Annotated in this window: 11 protein-coding genes; 6 read left to right on the top strand and 5 right to left on the bottom strand. The window is 45.7% G+C overall.

Annotated features, from left to right (window positions below):
- Positions 1 to 55 precede the first annotated feature (55 nt).
- Together ABQ275_RS16305 and ABQ275_RS16300 are read right to left on the bottom strand one after the other, a co-directional pair.
- Positions 56 to 1129, bottom strand: a complete 1074-nt coding sequence (locus tag ABQ275_RS16305) for a hypothetical protein (protein ID WP_349314215.1) — start codon at positions 1127 to 1129, stop codon at positions 56 to 58.
- A 5-nt stretch (positions 1130 to 1134) separates the two neighbouring features.
- Positions 1135 to 1842 carry an alpha/beta hydrolase-fold protein gene (locus ABQ275_RS16300; RefSeq protein ID WP_349314214.1) on the bottom strand — a complete coding sequence of 236 codons (708 nt, stop codon included), beginning with the start codon at positions 1840 to 1842 and terminating at the stop codon, positions 1135 to 1137.
- Between the two features lie 57 nt (positions 1843 to 1899).
- Between ABQ275_RS16300 and ABQ275_RS16295 the strand changes: the two genes are divergently transcribed.
- Positions 1900 to 2643: an alpha/beta hydrolase-fold protein gene (locus ABQ275_RS16295; protein WP_349314213.1), complete on the top strand. Its 744-nt coding sequence runs from the start codon at positions 1900 to 1902 to the stop codon at positions 2641 to 2643.
- On the opposite strand, the gene ABQ275_RS16290 is transcribed toward ABQ275_RS16295, so the two are convergent.
- Both ABQ275_RS16290 and ABQ275_RS16285 read right to left on the bottom strand, forming a co-directional pair.
- Positions 2640 to 4079, bottom strand: a complete 1440-nt coding sequence (locus ABQ275_RS16290; protein ID WP_349314212.1) for an OmpA family protein — start codon at positions 4077 to 4079, stop codon at positions 2640 to 2642. The genes ABQ275_RS16295 and ABQ275_RS16290 overlap by 4 nt on opposite strands.
- A 125-nt stretch (positions 4080 to 4204) precedes the next feature.
- A complete protein-coding gene (locus ABQ275_RS16285) occupies positions 4205 to 7441 on the bottom strand; it encodes a carboxypeptidase regulatory-like domain-containing protein (RefSeq protein WP_349314211.1) in 3237 nt (1078 codons plus the stop codon).
- A gap of 423 nt (positions 7442 to 7864) precedes the next feature.
- On the opposite strand from ABQ275_RS16285, the gene ABQ275_RS16280 reads away from it, so the two are divergent.
- On the top strand, positions 7865 to 9067 hold the full coding sequence (locus tag ABQ275_RS16280; protein ID WP_349314210.1) for a bifunctional 3,4-dihydroxy-2-butanone-4-phosphate synthase/GTP cyclohydrolase II: 1203 nt from the start codon (positions 7865 to 7867) through the stop codon (positions 9065 to 9067).
- 82 nt (positions 9068 to 9149) lie between these two features.
- Here ABQ275_RS16280 and ABQ275_RS16275 read toward each other — a convergent pair whose 3' ends face one another.
- Entirely contained in the window at positions 9150 to 13985 is a 4836-nt protein-coding gene (locus ABQ275_RS16275; RefSeq protein ID WP_349314209.1) for a translocation/assembly module TamB domain-containing protein, read from the bottom strand.
- Between the two features lie 553 nt (positions 13986 to 14538).
- On the opposite strand from ABQ275_RS16275, the gene ABQ275_RS16270 reads away from it, so the two are divergent.
- Genes ABQ275_RS16270 through ABQ275_RS16255 form a run of 4 tightly spaced genes read left to right on the top strand, consistent with a single transcriptional unit; the run spans position 14539 to position 20976 of the window.
- Positions 14539 to 17694 carry a SusC/RagA family TonB-linked outer membrane protein gene (locus ABQ275_RS16270; protein ID WP_349314208.1) on the top strand — a complete coding sequence of 1052 codons (3156 nt, stop codon included), beginning with the start codon at positions 14539 to 14541 and terminating at the stop codon, positions 17692 to 17694.
- 18 nt (positions 17695 to 17712) lie between these two features.
- Positions 17713 to 19251, top strand: coding sequence for a RagB/SusD family nutrient uptake outer membrane protein (locus ABQ275_RS16265; RefSeq protein ID WP_349314207.1), 1539 nt, complete (start codon positions 17713 to 17715; stop codon positions 19249 to 19251).
- Positions 19252 to 19280: 29 nt separating this feature from the next.
- Positions 19281 to 19958, top strand: coding sequence for a hypothetical protein (locus ABQ275_RS16260; RefSeq protein ID WP_349314206.1), 678 nt, complete (start codon positions 19281 to 19283; stop codon positions 19956 to 19958).
- A 46-nt stretch (positions 19959 to 20004) separates the two neighbouring features.
- Positions 20005 to 20976, top strand: a complete 972-nt coding sequence (locus tag ABQ275_RS16255) for a DUF5007 domain-containing protein (RefSeq protein WP_349314205.1) — start codon at positions 20005 to 20007, stop codon at positions 20974 to 20976.
- Positions 20977 to 20985: the final 9 nt, after the last annotated feature.

Here is a 20985-nt window from a genome sequence, read left to right as displayed (position 1 = left end):
TTTACGTAATAAGGTAAAATTACGTATGAATAACGGAGTTGCGGAGATAAAAGATTTATTTTTCTTTTGACTGTTTTTTAGCGGTAATTTTTTTGGGAGATGTGATCGCTTTCTTTGCGGTTGTTTTGGTTGCTTTCTTTGGTTTAGGCACGGTTTCCTTTTTGGGTTTGGGAGCTGCTTCTTTCCTGGCTCTGGGCGGTGTGCGTTGTACAAATTTGCCCCAGGTAAGATTGTCTTTCCCCGGTTTTTGGGCAATGGCCCTTTCAATGGCATAATGGGCGCTGGTTTCCACCACCCATTCAAAATTTTCTTCTCCAACAGACGGTAGGTCTGCATCGGGTGCGGGATTGCAGAAGTCAATAGCGTAGGGTACTTCACTGCGTACGGCTATTTCCACCGTATTGAAATCATAACCCAGGTACTGATTCAGCGTAAGCACCTGTTCGGTGATCTGTTCCATTAGTGCCGAACTACCTTTAAAATCCGCCTGGTAGCGGAGATTAGGGGTATTCCTTGGATTGTAAGGCATAATGCGTACTTCTTTTCCGCCAATGCAGTAGCAGCGGTAATACTGGCTGAAATCAATTTCTTCCTGCAACATCATCACCAGTTGCCCGGTTTCGCTGTGTTTACGGAAGAAGTCTTCTTTGTCATCTAACTGATAAACATGCTTCCAGCCACCGCCTGCATAGGGCTTCATATAAGCCGGAAACCCGATGTAATCGAAAATGGTGTTCCAGTCGAATGGGTAAACGAGGTTGCGGAAAGATTTATCGGTGGTATTATCGGGTAATGCGTTGGAAGGCAGCAGTACGGTGCGGGGTACATTTACGCCTATTTTTTGTGCCAGTGCATTGTTAAAGAATTTATCATCAGCACTCCACCAGAAAGGGTTGTTGATCACTGCAGTGCCGGCGGCGGCCGCATTTTTCAGGAAGGCGCGGTAAAAGGGTACATCCTGTGAAATACGGTCCAGGATTACGGCGTAGCCGCAATCGGCGCCCTGCAACACTTTATCGATGGTTACAAATTCTGCGAAAATGCCGGGTGGATTGATGCGGTTAACACGATCCACAAATGCCTGTGGGAAGGTGTCTTCCTGTCCGAAAAGAATGCCTATTTTTTTCATAGTCCTTACTTGATGAGTGATAGATAATGCGGCAGCATTTCGCGCCATACGGGCCAGTCGTGCAGGGTATGCGGACGTACGTCCAGCCAGTGGGTGATGTTTTTTGCTGCCAGGATACCCGACATCTGCTCATTTTGCGGGCGGGTTACATCGGTATCTGCTACGCCTAATACGATGCCCATCCGCCATAGGTCTGCCTGTTGATTATCCGTCATAAAGTCTGCCGGATTATTGAAATATACGTTATCGTCGTAATAGCCGTCCATCCGTGGTTTGATGTCGAAAATACCGCTGAGACTAAACAGGTACGATACTTTTTCCGGATGACGGAAAGCAAAATTGGCTGCATGGAAACCGCCGAAACTACATCCGGTGGCCACGATGCGGTTCATACCGGTTTCTGCTTCCATACGGGGAAGAATTTCTTCCAGCAGGAGTTTGTCATAACAGGTATGGTTATACGCTCTGTATTGCGGGGCAATACTTTTGTTGTACCAGCTGCTGGCATCAATACTATCGGGGCAATATACTTTCACGCGGCCTTCCTCAATAAACCAGCTGATAGCATCTATCAGGCCACGGTCTTTACTTTCATAGTAGCGACCCATGGAGGTAGGGAAGAGGAGTAATGGAAACCCGCTGTCACCGAACACCAGCATCTCGAATTCCTTTCCCAGATTGGGCGAATGCCATTTGTAATAGTTTTCTGTCAAGGGAAAGTGTTTAGTTAAATTTAAAAAAGATTATTGGTTTATTGGTAAATTGTTGAGATGAAGATCTTCCATCAACGTTTGTTTTCCAGGTTTATCCTGCGGGAAGTGACTATGGACGTGTATCACCCTGGAATAAGCCAGTTACCGCTGCTATTGGTGAATGACGGGCAGGACCTGCCTGAAATGCTGGAACAGGGGATGCCTGCTGTGTTTATCGTGGCTATCCACGCGGGTCCCAAGCGGCGTCTGGAGTATGGCACCGCTGCGGAGGCGGATTACCTGGGGCAGGGCAACAGGGCTGCGGATTACACCCGTTTTATTATGGAGGAGCTGCTGCCTTTCCTGGAAAAGGAATACAGTAATGTAACCTTTACCCGGCGTGCCTTTGCGGGCTTTTCGCTCGGTGGGTTGTCTGCACTTGATATTGTATGGCAGCATCCCGGTATTTTTAGTATGGCCGGTGTACTTTCCGGTGCATTGTGGTGGCGTAGCCATGAGCTGAATGAAGATTACAACGATCATGACCACCGGATCATGCATCGCCTGATCCGCGAAGGGGATTATCATCCAGGGTTGCAGTTCTTTTTTCAATGTGGTACCGCCGACGAAACGGATGACCGCAACAACAACGGCATTATCGACAGTATTGACGATACGCAGGACCTGATGCAGGAGCTGCAACAGAAAGGGTACCGCATGGATACGGATATTCATTACCTGGAAATAGCAGGTGGTCGTCATGATACTGCTACCTGGAAAACAGCTTTCAATACCTTTTTGCGGTTATCTTATTTTAGTTAATTTTTTTTCGGGAGATAATAGAGCACGATTTCTACTCTCCGGTTTTTTCTTCTCCCTTCAACGGTATTATTGTCTGCCACCGGCATAGATTCTCCCATACCATTCACCTCACTGATGACAGCCCCCGGTTTTTTATTCCGGATATAATCTGCTACAGTGCCCGCTCTGCGCATAGACAGCTCCTGGTTGTATTCACCGGTACCTGTATTGTCGGTGTGGCCGGTAACGGAAACGGCTATACTATCATTTACCGGTATTTTGCTTATCAGGCTGTCCATGGACAGGAGCATATGGACATTAAGTTCGCTGCTGTTTACTTTAAAGAGCAGGTCGGGAATAATCAGGGTATCTGTTCGTATGTCCGGTACCGTTACTTCGGGAGCAGGCTGGCAGCTGACCAGCATGACCAGTTCGCTGGTGTCTCCGTCGGGTGCAGTGCCATCTGCACCGGCAATGGTAAAATCGTCGAAGCTGTATCCCTGCTGATAAACAAAGTATTTGGCTACTTCATTGGCCCGGTCCTGTGCAATGATCTCGTTGTATTTTTTATTCGCCGACCGGTGTGCATAACCGGTGAGCCCTATTTTATTACGTACGTCGTTGTGTGCTACTTTCAACATTTTATCCAGTTGGCCTACATAAGAGGGGTTGATGTTTTTACTATGCGGCAGGAAGAAATCACTTTTCAGCAATAAAGTATCGCATTGGCCACTGCGCTGAAACACCGCCTGTGGTAACGGTGCGCGGGCCGGCATCCGGGTATATGCTTCTTCGGTGGGGCTACTTGTCAGGTAAAAGGAGTGCCGGTTATGGTAGGCATATAGTTGCGCTTTGATGGAATCTGCATCGGCACATATCTTACCGGATAACGGGGTGATGGTAACACTGTCCAGGTAGAGGTAAGATTCACCTTTCGCCGGGTGCGTTTTTCTTTGAAAATTGCCTATGATAAGATGTGTAGCGTTTTTGTCTGCTACGAATGTTTTCTCCAGGATGGTCCAGTTATGGTATTGTCCGGCAATGTTCTTTGAAGTGAGTTGCAGGGAAGGCTTCAGGTTCAGCATACTGGTAGCGTTGCGGAACACGGCAGCGGTATCAAATCGTATATCCGTGAGTGGTAGCTCGTCGTGGTTGTTCCTGGTGTACATGCGCAGCGTATAGGTTTGGCCCTGCTGCAGCGGGCATAGCAGTGTTGTCTGGCAATACGACCGGAAATCCGGGTTAATCCTGCTTTGTGTGGTGAGGGTGAGGTAGTGTTGCCCTTTGTCTTCTTTATAAATTATTTTGCTGATATGCGGTGCTGTTGACTCCCAGGCGCTGGGGGCACAGGGTGCATGGTATTCTGTACAGATATTCACATCCTCAAAGCCCGGATTGGGAACAATGTTCTGTGCAGTACTTTTTATAAAAGGGATCATGCACGTAAAGAACTGCATGGTAAAGCGGATATAGGACAAGGGTTTGGATTTGAAATATAACGGGGAGGGGCATGGTTTTATTGTAAAAAAGAAGCCGCCCCATAATTATGGGACGGCTTCTTCAAAAAAGATATTTAATTACATTAGAAGCTGTAGCGAAGACCGAGCTGGCCTCTCCAGCGGGCAGTAAAGTTGTTAATATAGTAAGGCGTTTCTTCACCATAACCATTTACAACCCTTCTTCTGTCATATTGGAATAACGGGCCGTTAGCATCAGATTTCCTGTATGTGAGCGGAGTAGATGCGTTGTTGGCAATGAAATAGGTTTTACCCCAGTCGCTGTTCAACAGGTTGCCTACGTTCAGGATATCAAAAGTAATTTCTACTTTATGTTTTTTGTAGATAGGTAATACCTGCGCTACTTTGAAGTCGAAGATATTTTCGAACGGCGTACGAATAGCATTTTTAGCGGCATTTTCACCACGATGTTTGCTCAGGTAGCTATCGTTGCTAACCAGGCGTTCGAAGTCTTGTCTCTGTTCAGCTTCGGAACGGGTGTAGATAACTGCACCGGCAGAGTTCCGCTGAGTAATAGGATCAAAGCGCATGGTGCTTATTTCCGTAGCCTTGGGGATATAGATCAGGTCATTGTTACCACTGCTACCCAGGTCATCACCGGTTGGGTCAACACTGTTGAAATATACCCAGGAGTAAGGTATGCCTGACTGACCATTATAGAACAGGGAAACAGAAGTACGGAATTGTTTTTCTTTACCATAGGTAAAGGCTTTGGAAACCACTGCAAGTACGCGACTACCCATACTATAGTTGGAGCGTGCCATTTCAAGGTTATTCAAACCATTGATGTTTGGTCCAAAGCGCCAGTTGGAGGCAGCGGTAGAAGAAGTACCATCATTCACGGAGTAAGAATCACCATAAGAGTAACCTACCTTGAAAAACAGACCGTTGGATGTTACTTTGGTCAGCTCACCGGAAATATTGTAGGTATAACCTTCGTTGGTATTTTTTAACAACAGGATCTGGTCACCGGCGTTAGGATCTTTTTTCTTCCATAATGGTCTATTCACATTACCACCCAGTGCAATACTGTCTCCTGTTTCATATACGTTCAGGTTATTCCAGATAACGTTGTTGATAGTTTTGGTAAAGTTACCTTCCAGTGTAGCGTGCATACCCCATGGCAGTTGTCTTTCAATAGCCAGGTTGGTTTTGAACATCTGCGGGAACTTAAAGTTCTTATCAGACAGGTTGATGTTGGAAGGTCTGCTGCCTACGTTTGCGCCCATTGCAGTGAGGTTGGCCGCAGAGTACTGACCGTAGAAAGGGCTGTTTCCGTCGTAGTTGAAACGGAATGCATCGGGTAATCCGGCGCCGCTCAGGTTCACGTTTGTATATACGTTACCCGTGTTAGCGTACTGGTTGGAAATCCATACAAAAGGTACACGGCCGGTGAAAATACCTACACCACCACGGATAATTGTTTTACCGTCATTCGTTACGTCCCATGAAAAACCAACACGTGGTGCCACCAATAGTCTTGACTTAGGAATGGTGGTGGTGGAATATCCGGCAAAGTTTGGATTTTTGGAGAATGATTCGTTATCAGGTGGTGTGGTTGGGAAGATGGGCATATCTATTCTCACACCATAAGTCAGGGTGAAATTTCTTCTGATATTCCATTCGTCCTGTGCATAAATGCCGATCTGCGCAGCTTTGAAGCCTACACCTTCTCTCAGGGTAGAATCTGCGGTGGTATAGTTGATCTGATACTGTCTGGGTTTCAGGTCATTGATGAATCCTGCGATAGAATCATATACATAAGCACCGAAAGCTGCCTGGATAAAGGTGTTTTTGATTTTATAAATTTCAGCATTGGCGCCAACTGTGATAGTGTGTTTGCCACGGTACATGGTCAGGTTATCTGTGATAGTCCAGATACTCTGATCCAGGGCGTTGGCGGTAGAAGAAAACTCACTGCCTATGTTAATAGTACGACCATTATCGTTAATCGTAACATTGGGGAATGGTTGGCCGTTATATATCCTCCGGTCTTTCACATTATTATATCCTACCCTTAACTCATTACTCAGCTTATTGGAGAAGTTAGAGTTTAATTCAATCACGCTTGAATTACTTTTTGAAGGAAAGGTATAGTAGCTATTAAAGAAAGCAGCGGAGGTATTGGTTCTGCTGTAAACCAGATCGCTGGCATTCAGGTAGTTATGACGCAGGGTCAGTTTATGCACGCTGTTGATATTCCAGTCAATACGACCAAACAGGGTAGTAGCCGGTTTTTCACGTTGCTGATCCGTGTAGCCGCCAAGATCAACATTATACTTGGTTTTTACGAAATCATACACACTTTTCATTTCATCAACCGTTACGTTTGAAGCACCTGCTCCGGGGTTAAAGTCGATGGGATTATGTCTGACAGATCTTTCCGCATTTGCGAAGAAGAACAGTTTATTTTTGATGATCGGACCGCCGAGGCTGGCACCGAAAATTTTATTATTGAAGCTGCCGTAACCCATTCTTGTAGAGTCCGGTGCTTTACCTACCAGGCCCTGGTCCTGGTAATATAAATAGGCGGCGCCGTGTAATTCGTTCGTACCACTTTTAGTGATCGCATTGATACCACCGCCGGTGAAGCCGCTTTGTTTAACATCGTATGGATTCAGTACTACCTGTAACTGATCTATTGTTTCGATGGAAATCGGGTTAGCTCCTGCCTGGCCGCCATTGGTGCCGGAAGCAGATAAGCCGAATACGTCGTTGGTGACTGCACCATCTACCGCAAACTGGTTGTATTTGTTACTTTGGCCACCAAAGGAGATACCCATAGGGGAACCATCTTTACCGTTGGTAGAAACCGCTGCCTGTGGACTCATTTTTACGAAATCCTGTACACTTCTGTTTACCGTAGGGATGTTGTCTATTTGCGTACGGGAGATGTTGAGTGCCGTACCGCCATTACCCTGGGCAATGTTTTTGGTAGCGGTGATGCTTACTTCTTTCAGGCTGGTAGTGCCTTCAGTTAGTTTTACATTCATTTTCAATGGTGTACCCAGGCTTAGGAAGATGTCGTTGTAAGTTTCAGTAGAATAACTGATATAGGATACTTCCAGTTTATAAGGTCCGCCAACACGAACGTTGGGGATTGTAAACTCACCGGCATTCCGGGTGGTAGTACCATATATTGTTCCGGTAGGTGTGTGGGTGGCTTTAACGGTAGCCCCGATCAAACCCTCGCCTTTGGCATCTGTTACAACACCGGTGATGCTACTGGTTGTAACCTGTGCATAAGTAAGGAAGGTTGACAATAACAATGAAAATGTAAAGAGTAATTTTCTAAATCCCATGATGAGAGAAGTTTGTTTTATGCCGCAAAGGTGCCAAAAAATCCTGGTTAAAATTTAACGCCAAATTAACAAATTGTTAAGCCGTGAAAGATAACACAACACTTGATAAAATGTTTTGACATAACAGGGTGGAAACGTGTATTCACAATGCGTTTATTCAATAATTTCTTTAAAAATTATGATCCGTCAAATTTATGTTATTGTTAATGCATGAAACCTTTGTCCACATTGAACTTTTTGCCTGCTGAAGTGTATAATACCGAATTAATATAGATATAACATTATATGTTAAAATTTGTCTGTATAATTAACATATTGCCAGGGTTTTTTTAACGGGAAAAGGTCGGAGTTTAACGTATCATTTAACACCTATATGTCGTAACTTTGCGCAATTCAACATTTCTGACCCGGAGGGAATATAATATGTTAGATAAAATAGAAGCAGCAATAGAAGATATAAAAAACGGCAAGCTAGTAATCGTAGTGGATGATGAAGACCGTGAGAATGAAGGCGACTTTGTTACTGCCGCCCGTAATGTAACACCGGAGATCATCAACTTTATGAGTACATACGGCCGTGGCCTGATCTGTGCACCGCTGGTAGAAGAACGCTGCGATGAACTGGGACTGGAGCTGATGGTACGTGATAATACGGCTTTGCACCAGACACCTTTCACCGTTTCCGTTGATCTGCTGGGACATGGCTGTACTACAGGCATCTCTGCCCATGACAGGGCGAAAACCGTACAGGCGCTGATAGATCCGAACACCCGCTCGGAACACCTCGGTAAGCCCGGACACATTTTTCCGCTGAAAGCCAAAACCGGCGGCGTATTACGCCGTTCCGGCCACACAGAAGCCACCATAGACCTGGCCCGCCTGGCTGGTTTTGAACCTGCCGGCGTACTCGTGGAAATTATGAACGAAGACGGCTCCATGGCCCGTTTGCCACAGCTACGTGAAATTGCCGACAAATTCGACCTGAAACTCATTTCCATACAAGACCTGATCGCTTATCTCCTCAGCACAGAAACGCTGATAGAAGAAGGTGTAAGGGTACAGATGCCTACCCAATACGGCAACTTTGAACTCGTAGCCTTTAAACAGGTAAACTCCGGCGAAATACATATGGCGCTGAAGAAAGGAGAATGGACCAAAGACGAACCCGTACTGGTACGCGTACACTCTTCCTGTGTAACCGGCGATATCCTGCACTCCCTGCGTTGCGACTGTGGTGAACAGCTCCACGCCGCCATGCAAATGGTGGAAAAGGAAGGCAAGGGCCTTATCTTATATATGAACCAGGAAGGCCGCGGTATTGGTTTGATGAATAAACTGAAAGCCTACAAGCTTCAGGAAGAAGGACTGGATACCGTAGAAGCAAACCTGGAACTGGGCTTTAAAATGGATGAACGTGATTATGGCGTAGGCGCACAGATCCTCCGTCATCTTAACATCACCAAATTACGCCTCATCACCAATAATCCACGGAAAAGAGCCGGATTAAGCGGCTATGGCCTGGAAGTAGTGGAAAATGTTCCCATCGAAATACATTCTAACCCCCACAATGAAAATTATCTCCGTACCAAAAGAGATAAGCTGGGGCATGAGATTATGAAAGGCTGACCAGGATTTAAAGATTATAGGATTAAGAGGATGGGTGTTTTGTTGTTTAATATTAAACAGCAAAACACCCATCTTATTAATCCTATAAATCCTGCTTATCCTGGTCCTTTTTATCCTGTTCCTTTAGGGCTGCTGCCCGACGGAGGGAATCTAATAACGGCGTGCGGCTTCTGCGCCTGTTAAATAATTCATTGAAGCGGTTGTATTCCCGGATATAAGAGATGCCTACGCCGGATTTCGTCCGGTTGTTGAGGTTGTACACATCATAATCAGATTTACTGAAGGCATTGATACGGAAGCGCCCATCCGGGGTGAGGAGGTATTCTATGCGGAAGTCGCCGGCAAAACGGTTGGCGTTGGCGGACGTGGAGGTTTTACCCCAGTCGTAGTCGCCACCGGCGTATAGCCTGAACCGGTTATTGAATAAGGTGCTGGTAATGCCGGCGCTCACCTGGTTGCGGTCTACAGAAGAATTGTCCTGCACACCGGGGCCGCCTACATTGTATGCGCGGTAGTTTACGTTTACACCGATACCGCTACCTTTCAGCAGGGCGCCGGTAATATTGTTCAGGATGGCCGATGCCTGCGCGGAGAGTGCCTGTCCTACACTGTTTTTGCCGGTAATACCCACATTGGCTGCTGCATTGGTGGCGGCATCGTCCGGGAGGAACTGGTTAAAGAGTAGTAGTCCATATACCTGTAGCAATGCTTTATTCTGATCGTTGTTGATCTCTTTGAGTTTAGCGGCCACACCACTTTCATAGGAGAGACTCCCTACTTCGGGCAACTCAATGGTATAAGATATATCCGGCTTCAGGAGTGCACCGCGGAGATTAATCAATACATCCACTTTTTCTGTACGGGTGGCCAGTTTATCGTTGGCAGCCATGGTGGCGGCCTGTCCCAGCAGGTTGTAGAGGCTCACCTTTGGTAATGAATATTTGGCCGTGATATTTACTTTTGCTTCCTGCGGGTCGCCATTCCAGGTGATGGTGCTGTTTTTTTCTATATCAAACTTCCAGCTGGTGAGGCGTTGAAACGTAAAGTTGTAGGAACCGTTGTTGATCTCATAGTTACCGAATATGTTGAAATCGCCTTGCGTATTCACAGTGATCTGAAGGTTTCCGGTACCGTTGGCAGAAATAATATCGCCGGTGGTGGCGTCCAGGATCACATCTATCTGTGCATCCGGATTGGCGGCGATGTCCAGTTTAACGGTCAGTTTGGTATTATCTTTTTTCTTTTTGGTATCCTTTATTTCTGTGCCGTATGATTTGAAAGTGATGTAGTCATATTTACCAATATCCTTGCTGTCGGACATGGGCAGATAGAAATGGGTTCCTTTGATAGGACGCGCAACGATGTGCATCTGCATATCATTGAGCGGTCCGGAAAAATATACTTTACCATCTGCAATAACATCTCCATAAAACAAATCGTTATCGGCAGCACTGGTGTTGAGGAAGAGGAATTTTCTTCCTGTTACATCAAAATCAAAATTCAGTTTATCAAAGTGATCATGGCTGATATAACCGCTGGCAGTGCCTGCGGTATTGTATTTATCAACGATGGTGAAGTTGCCGAATTCGATCAGGTTATCATCGATGTTTACATTCAGTTTGGGTATTTTATACCGGGTGCCCAGGTAATCGACGGTAACGGCTACGGTATCCAGTTCCAGGTTGCCTTTTACGCTTGGCTGGTTTGTAGTGCCGGTGATGTTTACTTTACCGCTGACCGCACCAGTGAGATCGGATACATATCCCGTCAGGTACTTACTGAGCAGGCTGATGGAAGTGCCGTTCAGGTCTATGCTGGCGTCGATATCCTTATTGCTGGCAGACAAACCTATTTTACCCTGCGCCAGGAAATTCTTTCCTTCGTTGTCAGACTTCACGGCAAAGGTGGCGGTGCCAGTATTGTGCCGGTAGGTGCCGTCGAAATTCAGTACACCGATAGAGTCATTGTCAATACGCAGTTCCCGCGTTCTCAGGGCGGTATTGATATCGAGGTCCTGGGTAGGATCTGTAATATGAATAGTGCCATCTGTAATACCTTCCACGCGGGTGGCTATGAGCTGCGCCGGTATTACATCTGCAAGGTTCAGGCTTTTGAGTGTGACAATAAATTTGGACTCGTCGGGATTAAATTCATTGGTTTCTACGGTAATGCTTTGATCGTTGCGGGTAACGCGCAGATTCTTTACCGTGAGAAAATGTTTGCTCCAGTATATTTCGTTGCCCGGTGTAACATTCCACTGGCGCTCGTTTACGCTAAAGGCGCTGTTGAGGAAGTTTACTTTTACGCCTTCCGGTACCGTGATTACGCGGGCATAAAATCCATCGAGTGAAGAGGTATCCTGTGCCTGGAGATCTACTTTTACAAAAGAGGTGTCATGCCCTGAACTGGCCAGTATCAGCGGGTTTTGCAGGATAACATGGCTGCCGGACAATACTTTGCCGATGCTGGTACTGATATTTACTTTATTGAAATTGCCGTCTCCTTTTACCTGCAGGTCCTGCACATGATAATTGAGGTAAGCCGCTTCGGGAATGTTGATGTTCAGCGCCAGGTTGCCACCATTCATGGTATTGAGTGCGCCCTGGACGGTTGTGTTATCAAAGCCGGAGAACTGCCTGGTAAAGCCACTTAGCAGCTTTGCCACTTCTCCCAGCTGAAAGGCGAAGGTAAAGTCCTGTTGTATATTGATATTGGGCGGTGCCGTAAAGTAGCTGGGATAATATTTATTCAGCAACAGTTTAAACGCATCCGGGAGGTCCAGGAAGCTGTAGGTACCTTTTACATAACCGCTTACTTCGCTGCCTTCCACGCTCAATACTTTTACCTGGTCCTGGAAGTGGGTGGATACTGTGAGGGAGTCGAACTCGAGCCGCCGGTTGTCTTTGAAGGCGGACACCTCGTACATACGGGCCACCCCATCAAAGTTATCTATGTTGTTTCCGGCGAAGTTCAGGTCCAGCTTGGCTTGCAGGGTAATGGAATCTTCTGTGATATGGAGTGATTTCAGATCAGCCTTCCTGATCTCGGAGTTAAACCTGAAGATGGGGAGGGCTTCGTTAAAATCGATGGTCCCGGCAAAGTCCATATCAAGGTTAGGGTCGTTGGCTGTTAAAGAACCGTTGAAGAATTTACGGCTCATTTCACCTTTTGTTTTGATCTGCTGATAATTGTAGCCAAACAGTCCTATACTTTGTATATCTGCATCTACGCTGGCTTTCAGGGTTTTGAAGTTAAATCCTGCGCCATCTACTTTAGCGTTGAGTGATACATTATTGATATTACTGTTATCGAATAAAGCGCCTGCGTCAAAGTCGGTGGTGGTTAAGCTCCCTGAGTATACGGGTATATCGCGGCTGGTTTTGAAGTTGAGATCCGAGCTGAGGTTTCCCAGGTTGGTCTGGAACTGGCCATAGGCTACAAAGTCATTCACAAAGCCGGTGTAACTTCCCTGGAAGCGGATGGCGTTGAGGCGATCCATCCTGATGGCGTTCACCTCTTTTACAATGGGCAGGATCTGCATTACATCCGCGCCGGTTGTAACCAGTTCTTCCGCGTGGAAGTCGATAAAGGTTTCGTAGATATCAGGGAGGCCGCGCATTTCCAGGCTTCCTTTCAGCCGGGTGGTACTGCCTGCCTGCAATTCTATTTCGGATGCTTTCAGGTTGCTCACAGGGCCACGGGCTTTACCGCTGAGGGTAATTGCCTTTTTCCAGGAGGAGAGTGGCGGCGCAAAAAAAGCAATATCGTCTGATGACAGCTGACAGTTTTTAAAGCGGGCCTGCATGAAAACATCGTTCACATAGTCGCTCATATCGCTGATATCGGAATATTGCATGGTATAATAGTCACCGATGTGGCTGCGGTTTGTTTCCAGGTCGAGATGAGAGAACTCCATTTCCACGGGCGACATTTTAAAACGGCTGGTGAGTTTTTTCACCTCGAAGCCGGAGCGTTCTTTGGTGGTCAGGCTAAGATCCCCTATCACACTGTCTTTCACCAGGCTGGTATTGGTCAGCGACAGGTTGATGCTACCGAAGCGGATATGATGAGGTGCAAAATAACCAGCTACTATTTTGGTGGAATCATCCGGCTGATCTACACCAAAGAGGCCATCATTGATCACCAGCTCTTTTACCAGCAGTTTCCAGTTGCCATAGTTCCAGCGTAGCTCCTGGGAGCGGGTGGTGTCCGGAACAGGGATACCGGTAGCGGCTATACGTCTTTTGGGCCGGAGGGGGGAAGCAGAATAGCTGCGGAGGATAAAGGAAGGTTTATCAATGGTCAGCTCCTGGATATCAATATTGTGTTTTTGGAGGTCCAGGTTTTTGGCATCCAGGTAAATGCGTTTGGCCGATCCGGTCATGTCTTCACCTACCCAGGCATCCACCTGGTTGATGCTGATATTGCGGAGGTCTATTTTTTTCAGGTCCAGTGAAATGCCTTTCGACGGTGTTTTACTGGGTGTTGCCGGTTGGGTGGGGGCAAAGGCTTCTTCCAGGAAATGATAGTTCCAGACAGAGTCGTTGCGTGGCCGGAGCAGGTTTACCCGGGCGTTTTCCAGCCCGATGAATTTGATGATCGGTTTATCCTGAAAGAAGAACCAGTCGGTAATGCGCACATCAAGTTTGCCCGCGTACAGGAGTGTATCTTTATGCTGATCTTCGATAAGCGTGCCTTCCAGCTGCATGCTGTTGAAAAGGCGAAAGTTCACCCGATCAATATCCACACGGGTATTGAGTTGCTCAGACAGCCGGCTGGCCACCTCATGTACGAGGAGGTTCTGCACCACAGGGATGTTTACGAGTATCCCTATCAATATGATCAGGCCTAACAAACACAGTAAAACGACAGATAATATTTTCCGTACTTTTTTCAGGCGCCAAAGTTTATCCGGCAAAAATAATTAATAGTTGGCAGTCAATGCTATTTACCGCAGATAAAAGACAAATAAGGCATTATTTCCATGAAATTGATTTTGAACCAGGGTTTAATCGGTGTCTGTATAGCTGATTTTATAATTATCATGATATTGTAAATGACAGGAATGAGATATTATATTAAATGATTATTTTGTAATACTATTTTAATATTCCTGTTTGATGTAATTTTTATGTAAACCCTTTCCTACAAGACAACTTATTTGTTGGGGCTGCTGTTTTTTCAGCTATCGCTGTTGGAACATTTTTCTTTTTTTCTACATGTCATTTTATTGTCGCAATTAATTTTATTTCTTTTCCTCTTCCTTTAACCTGTCTATTTTTCTGCGGTAGAACAATGAAGTGTATGCAGAAAATGCCATATCGTTAAAAAGATAGAATCTGTTATCAGTGAGCAAACAAAGTGAACAATCGTTAAGCATCAACCAAAATTTAATGATCCAAAAAAGGAATGGTAGTAATGACCAGTTGATCAACCTGAACATTCCAGCTTAAATTTCTAAACCAGAATCTATGAACAAAAAGTTGCTATTACTAGCACTCATGGGATTGCTATGCCTGCAGGTATGGGCCCAGGAACAAAAAATTTCCGGTATTGTAAAAGATGAAAAAGGAAGCGGCTTGCCTGGTGTGTCTATCAAAGAGGTAGGCACCAGTAATGGCGTTGCCACCACACCGGATGGTAAATTCAACCTGGTGTTGAAAGGCGCTTCGCATAAACTGAACATCTCTTTTATCGGGTACGAAACACAAACGGTTACTGTATCAGACAATGGTAATTATAATATTACCATGAAGCCGGATGCTAAAAGTCTGAAAGATGTTGTGGTGATCGGATACCAGGAAGTAAAGCGTAAAACCGTAACGGCAGCGGTATCCAGCGTAAAGGGAAAGGAAATTGAAAACCTGCCTTCCCCTAGTTTTGATCAGCTATTGCAGGGACGGGCTGCGGGATTGAACGTGCAGAACTTTACCGGGGAGCCGGGTGTACGCGGATCATTTGTGATCAGGGGTAGTACCAATATCAGTCGTAATGTAGACAATGCAAGGGCTTTAAGTGCTCCTTTATTTGTGATTGATGGAATCCCCATTTCACTGGACGATGCCGCAGCGTTTGACAATACCGGTACCAATTATATTGCCGGTCTGAACCCAAATGATATTGAATCCATCGACATCCTGAAAGATGCTTCTGCGGCAGCAATCTACGGTTCCCGTGGTGCAAACGGCGTAGTGATCATCAAAACCAGGCGTGGTAAGCCCGGCAAGCCACAGCTCAATTTTTCTTCTTATGCCGGGATGACACAAAAACCAAAATTTGAACAATTTTATGGTGGTGCGGAAGAAAGACAGTTTAAAATGAATTACCTGCAAAATCACCTGGGTTACGGGTTGATGAAAATTGTTCCGCCCATGTTGCTCACAGATAGTTTGAATCCTGCTTTTACAGGCGCACTCGACTGGCAGGATCTTTTTTACCGCAATGGTATTGTGCAGAACTATGATCTGTCTGTTGCCGGTGCCAATGACCTGGTGAATTACCGGGTAAGCGGTAACTACTATGATGAAGATGGTATCATCAGAGGAACCGGTTTTAAAAGATATACACTTTCTGCGGCGATGGGGATGCAGATGTCGTCTAAACTGAGTGTGGATGCGCTCTTCAGGCTGAGCCGGGGTGACCGGTCCCGCGGTCGCGGACAAGCGCCCGGTGAAGATGCGATTCCCTTGTACAGCGGACAGTATCTTTCTTCTCTCTTTAATTTATCAGACATAGAAAGAAAGAATTATACCGGCGACCTGAGCTCCGGCCGGGATAAGAATATCAACGATGATATAACGGCCAGCCTTACACTGAATTATGATATTGTGAAGAACCTGCGTTTCTCTTCTGTCGGATCTATCCAGTCGAGTGTCAACTCCCGCGATATTTTCAGGCCGGGGGAACTCAATATGGCCGGTCTTTCCTATGCACAAAGCAGTAAAAGTCGCTATGAAAATGTAAACCTGGATAATACCCTGAACTATACCACCCATATCCTCAGCCAGGATCATCACCTGAATGTATTATTGGGTAATACGATTAATAATGTAAGAAATGAATATACCGGTATCGGCAGCGGCGCCCTTACCAACGATAACGTGAAAGTAGTGCAGGGATTCAATTTAAATTACCTGGCGCTGAAAGATGTTTATGGTAACCTGATTTCCGGCTCCAACTATGAATCTGCCGGTATGTTATCTTTCTTTGCGCGTGTTAACTATGACTATAAAGAGAAATACCTGCTGTCCTTTGCATGGCGTGCCGATGCCTCGTCCCGTTTTGGTAAGAGCAGCCGCTGGGGATATTTCCCCTCTGTATCCGCCGGTTGGAATGTGATGGATGAACCCTTTGCAGCACCGTTGAAAACCTGGATAGATATGTTGAAGATCCGCGGTAGTTATGGGGTTACAGGTAGTTTGCCTACTGGTTATTACCTGCCTTATAATACATACAGTATCAACCAGGGAACTTATGGCGGTGGTGAAGCCGGCACCTACAACGGTGTAAATGCCGTAACGCCCAACTTCAGCAGTGGTGTGGCACAGGATGGCTTAACATGGGAACAATCTGTTCAGTCCAATATTGGTTTTGATGCAGCCTTCTTCAACAGTCGTTTGAATGTTACCGTAGATGCCTACAACCGTGGTAAAACCAAAACATTGTTTGATCTGCTGTTGCCATCTACCAGCGGTTATGATAAAGTAAATACCAATTCCGTTGGCTTGCGTAACACCGGGATTGAGTTTACGGTTATGGGCCGTTTGCTGCCAGTTACCAGTGCGGTGCAATGGAACTCCCGCCTGATACTTTCTTTCAACAAAAACCAGATCACAGCATTGCCGAACGGTAACCGCGACCTGGTGGTATCTGATGACAACCTGGGCATCACTTATATCCTCACCAAAGGACGTCCGATCAATGAGTTTTACATGATCAAAAGCAATGGCGTATATGCGTCTGAAAAGGATATTCCTTTCAATCCTTACACCGGTGAAAAAACAACCTATTGGAATGGTAATCATACCGTGCAGGCAGGTGATTTCAACTGGGTGGATCAGAACCATGATTACGATGTATGGGACTGGAATGATAAAGTAGAGGGAGGTAATCCTAACCCGCGCGTAACAGGGGGCTTTACAAATACTTTTACTTATAAAAATGTCAGCCTGGAAGTATTCGTGACCTTCCTGCTTGGGCGTGAAATTTATAATAAATATATCTCAAACAAACTGGTTGGTTTGAGAAATGATATGGCCACTATTGCCGGTATGGATCCGGCGAAGATAAACACCTGGCAGAAAGAAGGTGATCAGGCGAAATATGCAGAGCTGTTGCCATACGCACCGGGTTATTACTACCAGTTCCTGCCGTTTTCTACGGCTTTTGTGGAAGATGGCAGTTATGCCAGGATTAAGTACCTCAATCTTTCCTACACTTTCCCCCGTAAAATGCTGGACCGCATTAAAATGCGCAACCTCCAGATCTATGGTGTAATTGATAACCTGAAAATGTTTCAGCGGTCAGGCGTACCTGATGCAGAAGCCGTGGATGAAAGAGGTACGTATACCGGTGGGGGTTATCCATTGCCGAAGAAATTTACGCTGGGTGTAAACATTGGTCTTTAATCTTTAAAAGAAGCAGACATGAATTATCTGAAAAATATATGCACGGTAGCAATGGCAGGGATGTTACTTTCTCCTCTTGTATCGTGTAAGAAATTGCTGGATCAGGAACCGATCAATTCTCCTTATAACAATGTATTCTGGCAAAACCAGCGTGATGCGGAACAAGGTGTTGCTGGCGGCTATGCTATGCTGAGAAGGGCGCTTACCACCAATACGGCCTTTGGCGGCGATATGTCGCATTTTGCTTATGGAACGCTGCCTGCTTATGAATTTGAAAAGTACAATCAGTATGACCTGGGCTTCCTGGTTGATGGCGGACATAGCACAGCTACCGCGGATTTCCTGGGAGATTACCTGGACCCTTTACAAAACTGGACCGCTTTTTACAAAGTGATTACGCAGGCTAATACCATCTTATACAATGTGCCGGACATTCCTGATAATGCATTCACGGAAACGCCTGCACGCACCCGGAATAAATTCCTGGGCGAAGCCTATTTCCTGCGGGCATACACTTATTTCTATATGACCCGTATCTGGGGAGATGTACCCTTGATCACCCAGTATGATACCGACCCTGCACATTCCGGAAACGTAGCGCGTACTAACGAAAAGACGGTGCTGGATACCTGTATCAGCGACTTACGGCAGGCCATCAACCTGTTGCCCTGGGATGCGAAGAACGGTAACGAAAAGGCAGTGCGGGCTTATAAAGGCGCTGCTTACGCATTGCTGGCGCATGTGTATATGTGGAAGAATTTTCTGTTGAAAGGGAGCGATCAGCAGAATATGAAGAACGCCATTGCTGCCGTTGATTCACTGGAGGCCAGTGGCCGGTATCAATTGCTACCGGCAACGATGTATCCTAAAATATTTCATGGCAAATCCGATGAGGGCATCTTTGAAATCAATATGCAGGTAGCTGATGGCGAACAGCAAACAGAAACCGGCTATTATTACAGCACCCTGAAAGATCCGTTTATCCGGAATAAATCTGATAAACCGGATATCCTCAACAAAGAACTCATCGATGATCTGTATGATGAAAATGACCTGCGACTGAAATATTATTTCAACGGGTTGCAGGAAGATAACGTCTCCAAAATTGTGCTGTGCAAATTTGCCGGCCCGCTGGCAGAAAACATCTACTACAAAAATCCCGGTAATTTTTCCGGTGCTGCGGTAGATGCCAATATCATCCTGCTTCGTTATGCAGATCTGATCCTCCTGCGTGCGGAAGCATATGCCGACCTGGGGAATGATGGTGCTGCACTCAGCGATATAAATATGGTGAGAAGACGTGCAGGTGCTGATGATACGGATGGTAACGGGGATGTTAAATATGAAGTATTCCGCGAACGTTCCCGCGAGCTTTATGGAGAGGCACAACGTTGGTACGATATGGTGCGTAACGGCTTTCTGCCAGATGAGAACGGTGGTAAATTCACCGTAAGCCGGTATAATGATGAAGGCTGGAAATGGCCGGTGGGCAGGGCTTTGTTCCTGAATAACAATGTACTGATCCAGAATAAGTATTGGCTGGGTAAAGTGAAGTAATACGATTGCTTACTGATCAAAAAACAAAAATGATGAACAAACTGAAAATATATATAGTAAAGTGTGGCGGAATATTATTACTCGCCACCTTGCTGATCACCGCCTGCAAAAAGGATGATCACTTCCTTGGTGGAAGCCCCACCAACCCGCAATCAGACCTGAGTACCTATGATTACCTGAAACAGAATAATTTGTTTGATACACTTGTATTGCTGATAGACAGGGCAGGTATGAAGAATGAAATTAATGGAGATGTGACCTTTTTTGCACCTACTGATTATTCTATCAAAGCCCTGTTGGATATCCGGACTTCCTTATTACGGGTTGCCAGCAACGACGAAAATGTACGCTATACACTGGATAGCTTTCCGGTGAATGAACTCAGGGATTCTATCAGCGCCTACCTGTATAAAGGTAAAATAGTAAGGGACGATTTGTCGCTCGAAAAGCAGGTCTATAAGAATATGGTAGGAGAGGACTTTATCATAAGGCTGAAAGAAACGACTGATTATAGCGGCATTTTTTCAAAGCCTGTGAAGTATATGTATCTCACAAAAATTATTAACGGAATAGATCCTGATCCTTTGCCGGAAGCATTTCCCCAGGAGAATACAGACAAAGAGGAATTGTTGCAGACCTCCGGTATCCTCACCAAAACGGGTGTATTGCATGTGATTAATAACAACCATTATTTCTATTGGAGATAGGCTCCGGTCATTCAAAAAATTGCGCATTATGTCAAATAAATATAGCATGAAAAGACTACTGGGCGCGGTGCTACTGGTGGCTTTGCTGGTTGCTGGCTGTAAGAAGATTGAGGAAGGTTTTTTAAGTGATGGATTATATGTGCCCGACAGTCCTATCAGAATAGAGCGTGGTAACCCTTTCCAGAAAACATCTTCTATCATTGCAGATGGTACCACTCAGCCGATGACGGTAAAGCTGCTGGATATAAGAAGGGCAGGTACAAAAAAACATGCAGATGAATTTTACCGGGAATATCCTGTCTACGTATATACTACCGCGATAGATCCGGCAGTGGATACTACCATAGAACAGGTAGATGCCAAAAGGGTACTGAAACCTATGAAACCTTTTGAATTCCTGGAAAGCGGCCAGTTTATTTTTAACGGCGCTACTGATAGTCTCCCGGTAGATGTTGACTATGAATATGATGTGGAAGTAACTAATGTTGCCGGTACTAAAACATTTACCAATATTGGCGTGATGAGAACTTTTGATCCGCCGTTGTCCGAGTTGAAAGCGCAGGGCTGTAGCTGGTTCCAGGATTTTGCCACCACCAATGGTACCATGGGGGATCTGAAAGTAAATATTTCAAAGGTAGCAGATACAGGAACTTTGGTGATGGTGAAGATCACAGATCAGTTTGGGGTACCATTTAATCCAAAAAGCGGGGAAATCATTCAGCGCGGCGACCGGCCTACTTTTGAAAGTTATGCAAAATTTCATCCGGTGCAGTATACTGATTCCACGATGATCTGCAACTTTGAGATCACCCCATTCCCGGTAAAGGAAATACCTGGCTATGGCGGATTTCTGATGTATTACAGGATTCCCAGCGATTTTGTTATACTTGATAAAAGTATTCCTAATCTGCCAACGGCTCCCTGTAGTGTAAACCCACGTTTTGGTTTTCAGATCAAGAAGGCGGGATCTTACCTGGTAGAAATCAGGTTGCCGAAAACAACCCGGAAAGCAAAATAGTGTTTGCCC

It is taken from the genome of Chitinophaga sp. MM2321, from assembly GCF_964033635.1.
Taxonomy (GTDB): domain Bacteria; phylum Bacteroidota; class Bacteroidia; order Chitinophagales; family Chitinophagaceae; genus Chitinophaga.
Note: the sequence above shows the minus strand (reverse complement) of the source record. Positions and strands in the feature narration are given on the sequence as shown.

What these genes read in the sequence shown, in the direction of transcription:
- ABQ275_RS16255 (WP_349314205.1), top strand. Translation starts at nt 20,005, where the DNA reads ATGAAAAGACTACTGGGCGCGGTGCTACTGGTGGCTTTGCTGGTTGCT.
- ABQ275_RS16265 (WP_349314207.1), top strand. Translation starts at nt 17,713, where the DNA reads ATGAATTATCTGAAAAATATATGCACGGTAGCAATGGCAGGGATGTTA.
- ABQ275_RS16280 (WP_349314210.1), top strand. Translation starts at nt 7,865, where the DNA reads ATGTTAGATAAAATAGAAGCAGCAATAGAAGATATAAAAAACGGCAAG.
- ABQ275_RS16305 (WP_349314215.1), bottom strand. Translation starts at nt 1,129, where the DNA reads ATGAAAAAAATAGGCATTCTTTTCGGACAGGAAGACACCTTCCCACAG.
- ABQ275_RS16270 (WP_349314208.1), top strand. Translation starts at nt 14,539, where the DNA reads ATGAACAAAAAGTTGCTATTACTAGCACTCATGGGATTGCTATGCCTG.
- ABQ275_RS16295 (WP_349314213.1), top strand. Translation starts at nt 1,900, where the DNA reads ATGAAGATCTTCCATCAACGTTTGTTTTCCAGGTTTATCCTGCGGGAA.
- ABQ275_RS16260 (WP_349314206.1), top strand. Translation starts at nt 19,281, where the DNA reads ATGATGAACAAACTGAAAATATATATAGTAAAGTGTGGCGGAATATTA.
- ABQ275_RS16290 (WP_349314212.1), bottom strand. Translation starts at nt 4,079, where the DNA reads ATGCAGTTCTTTACGTGCATGATCCCTTTTATAAAAAGTACTGCACAG.
- ABQ275_RS16285 (WP_349314211.1), bottom strand. Translation starts at nt 7,441, where the DNA reads ATGGGATTTAGAAAATTACTCTTTACATTTTCATTGTTATTGTCAACC.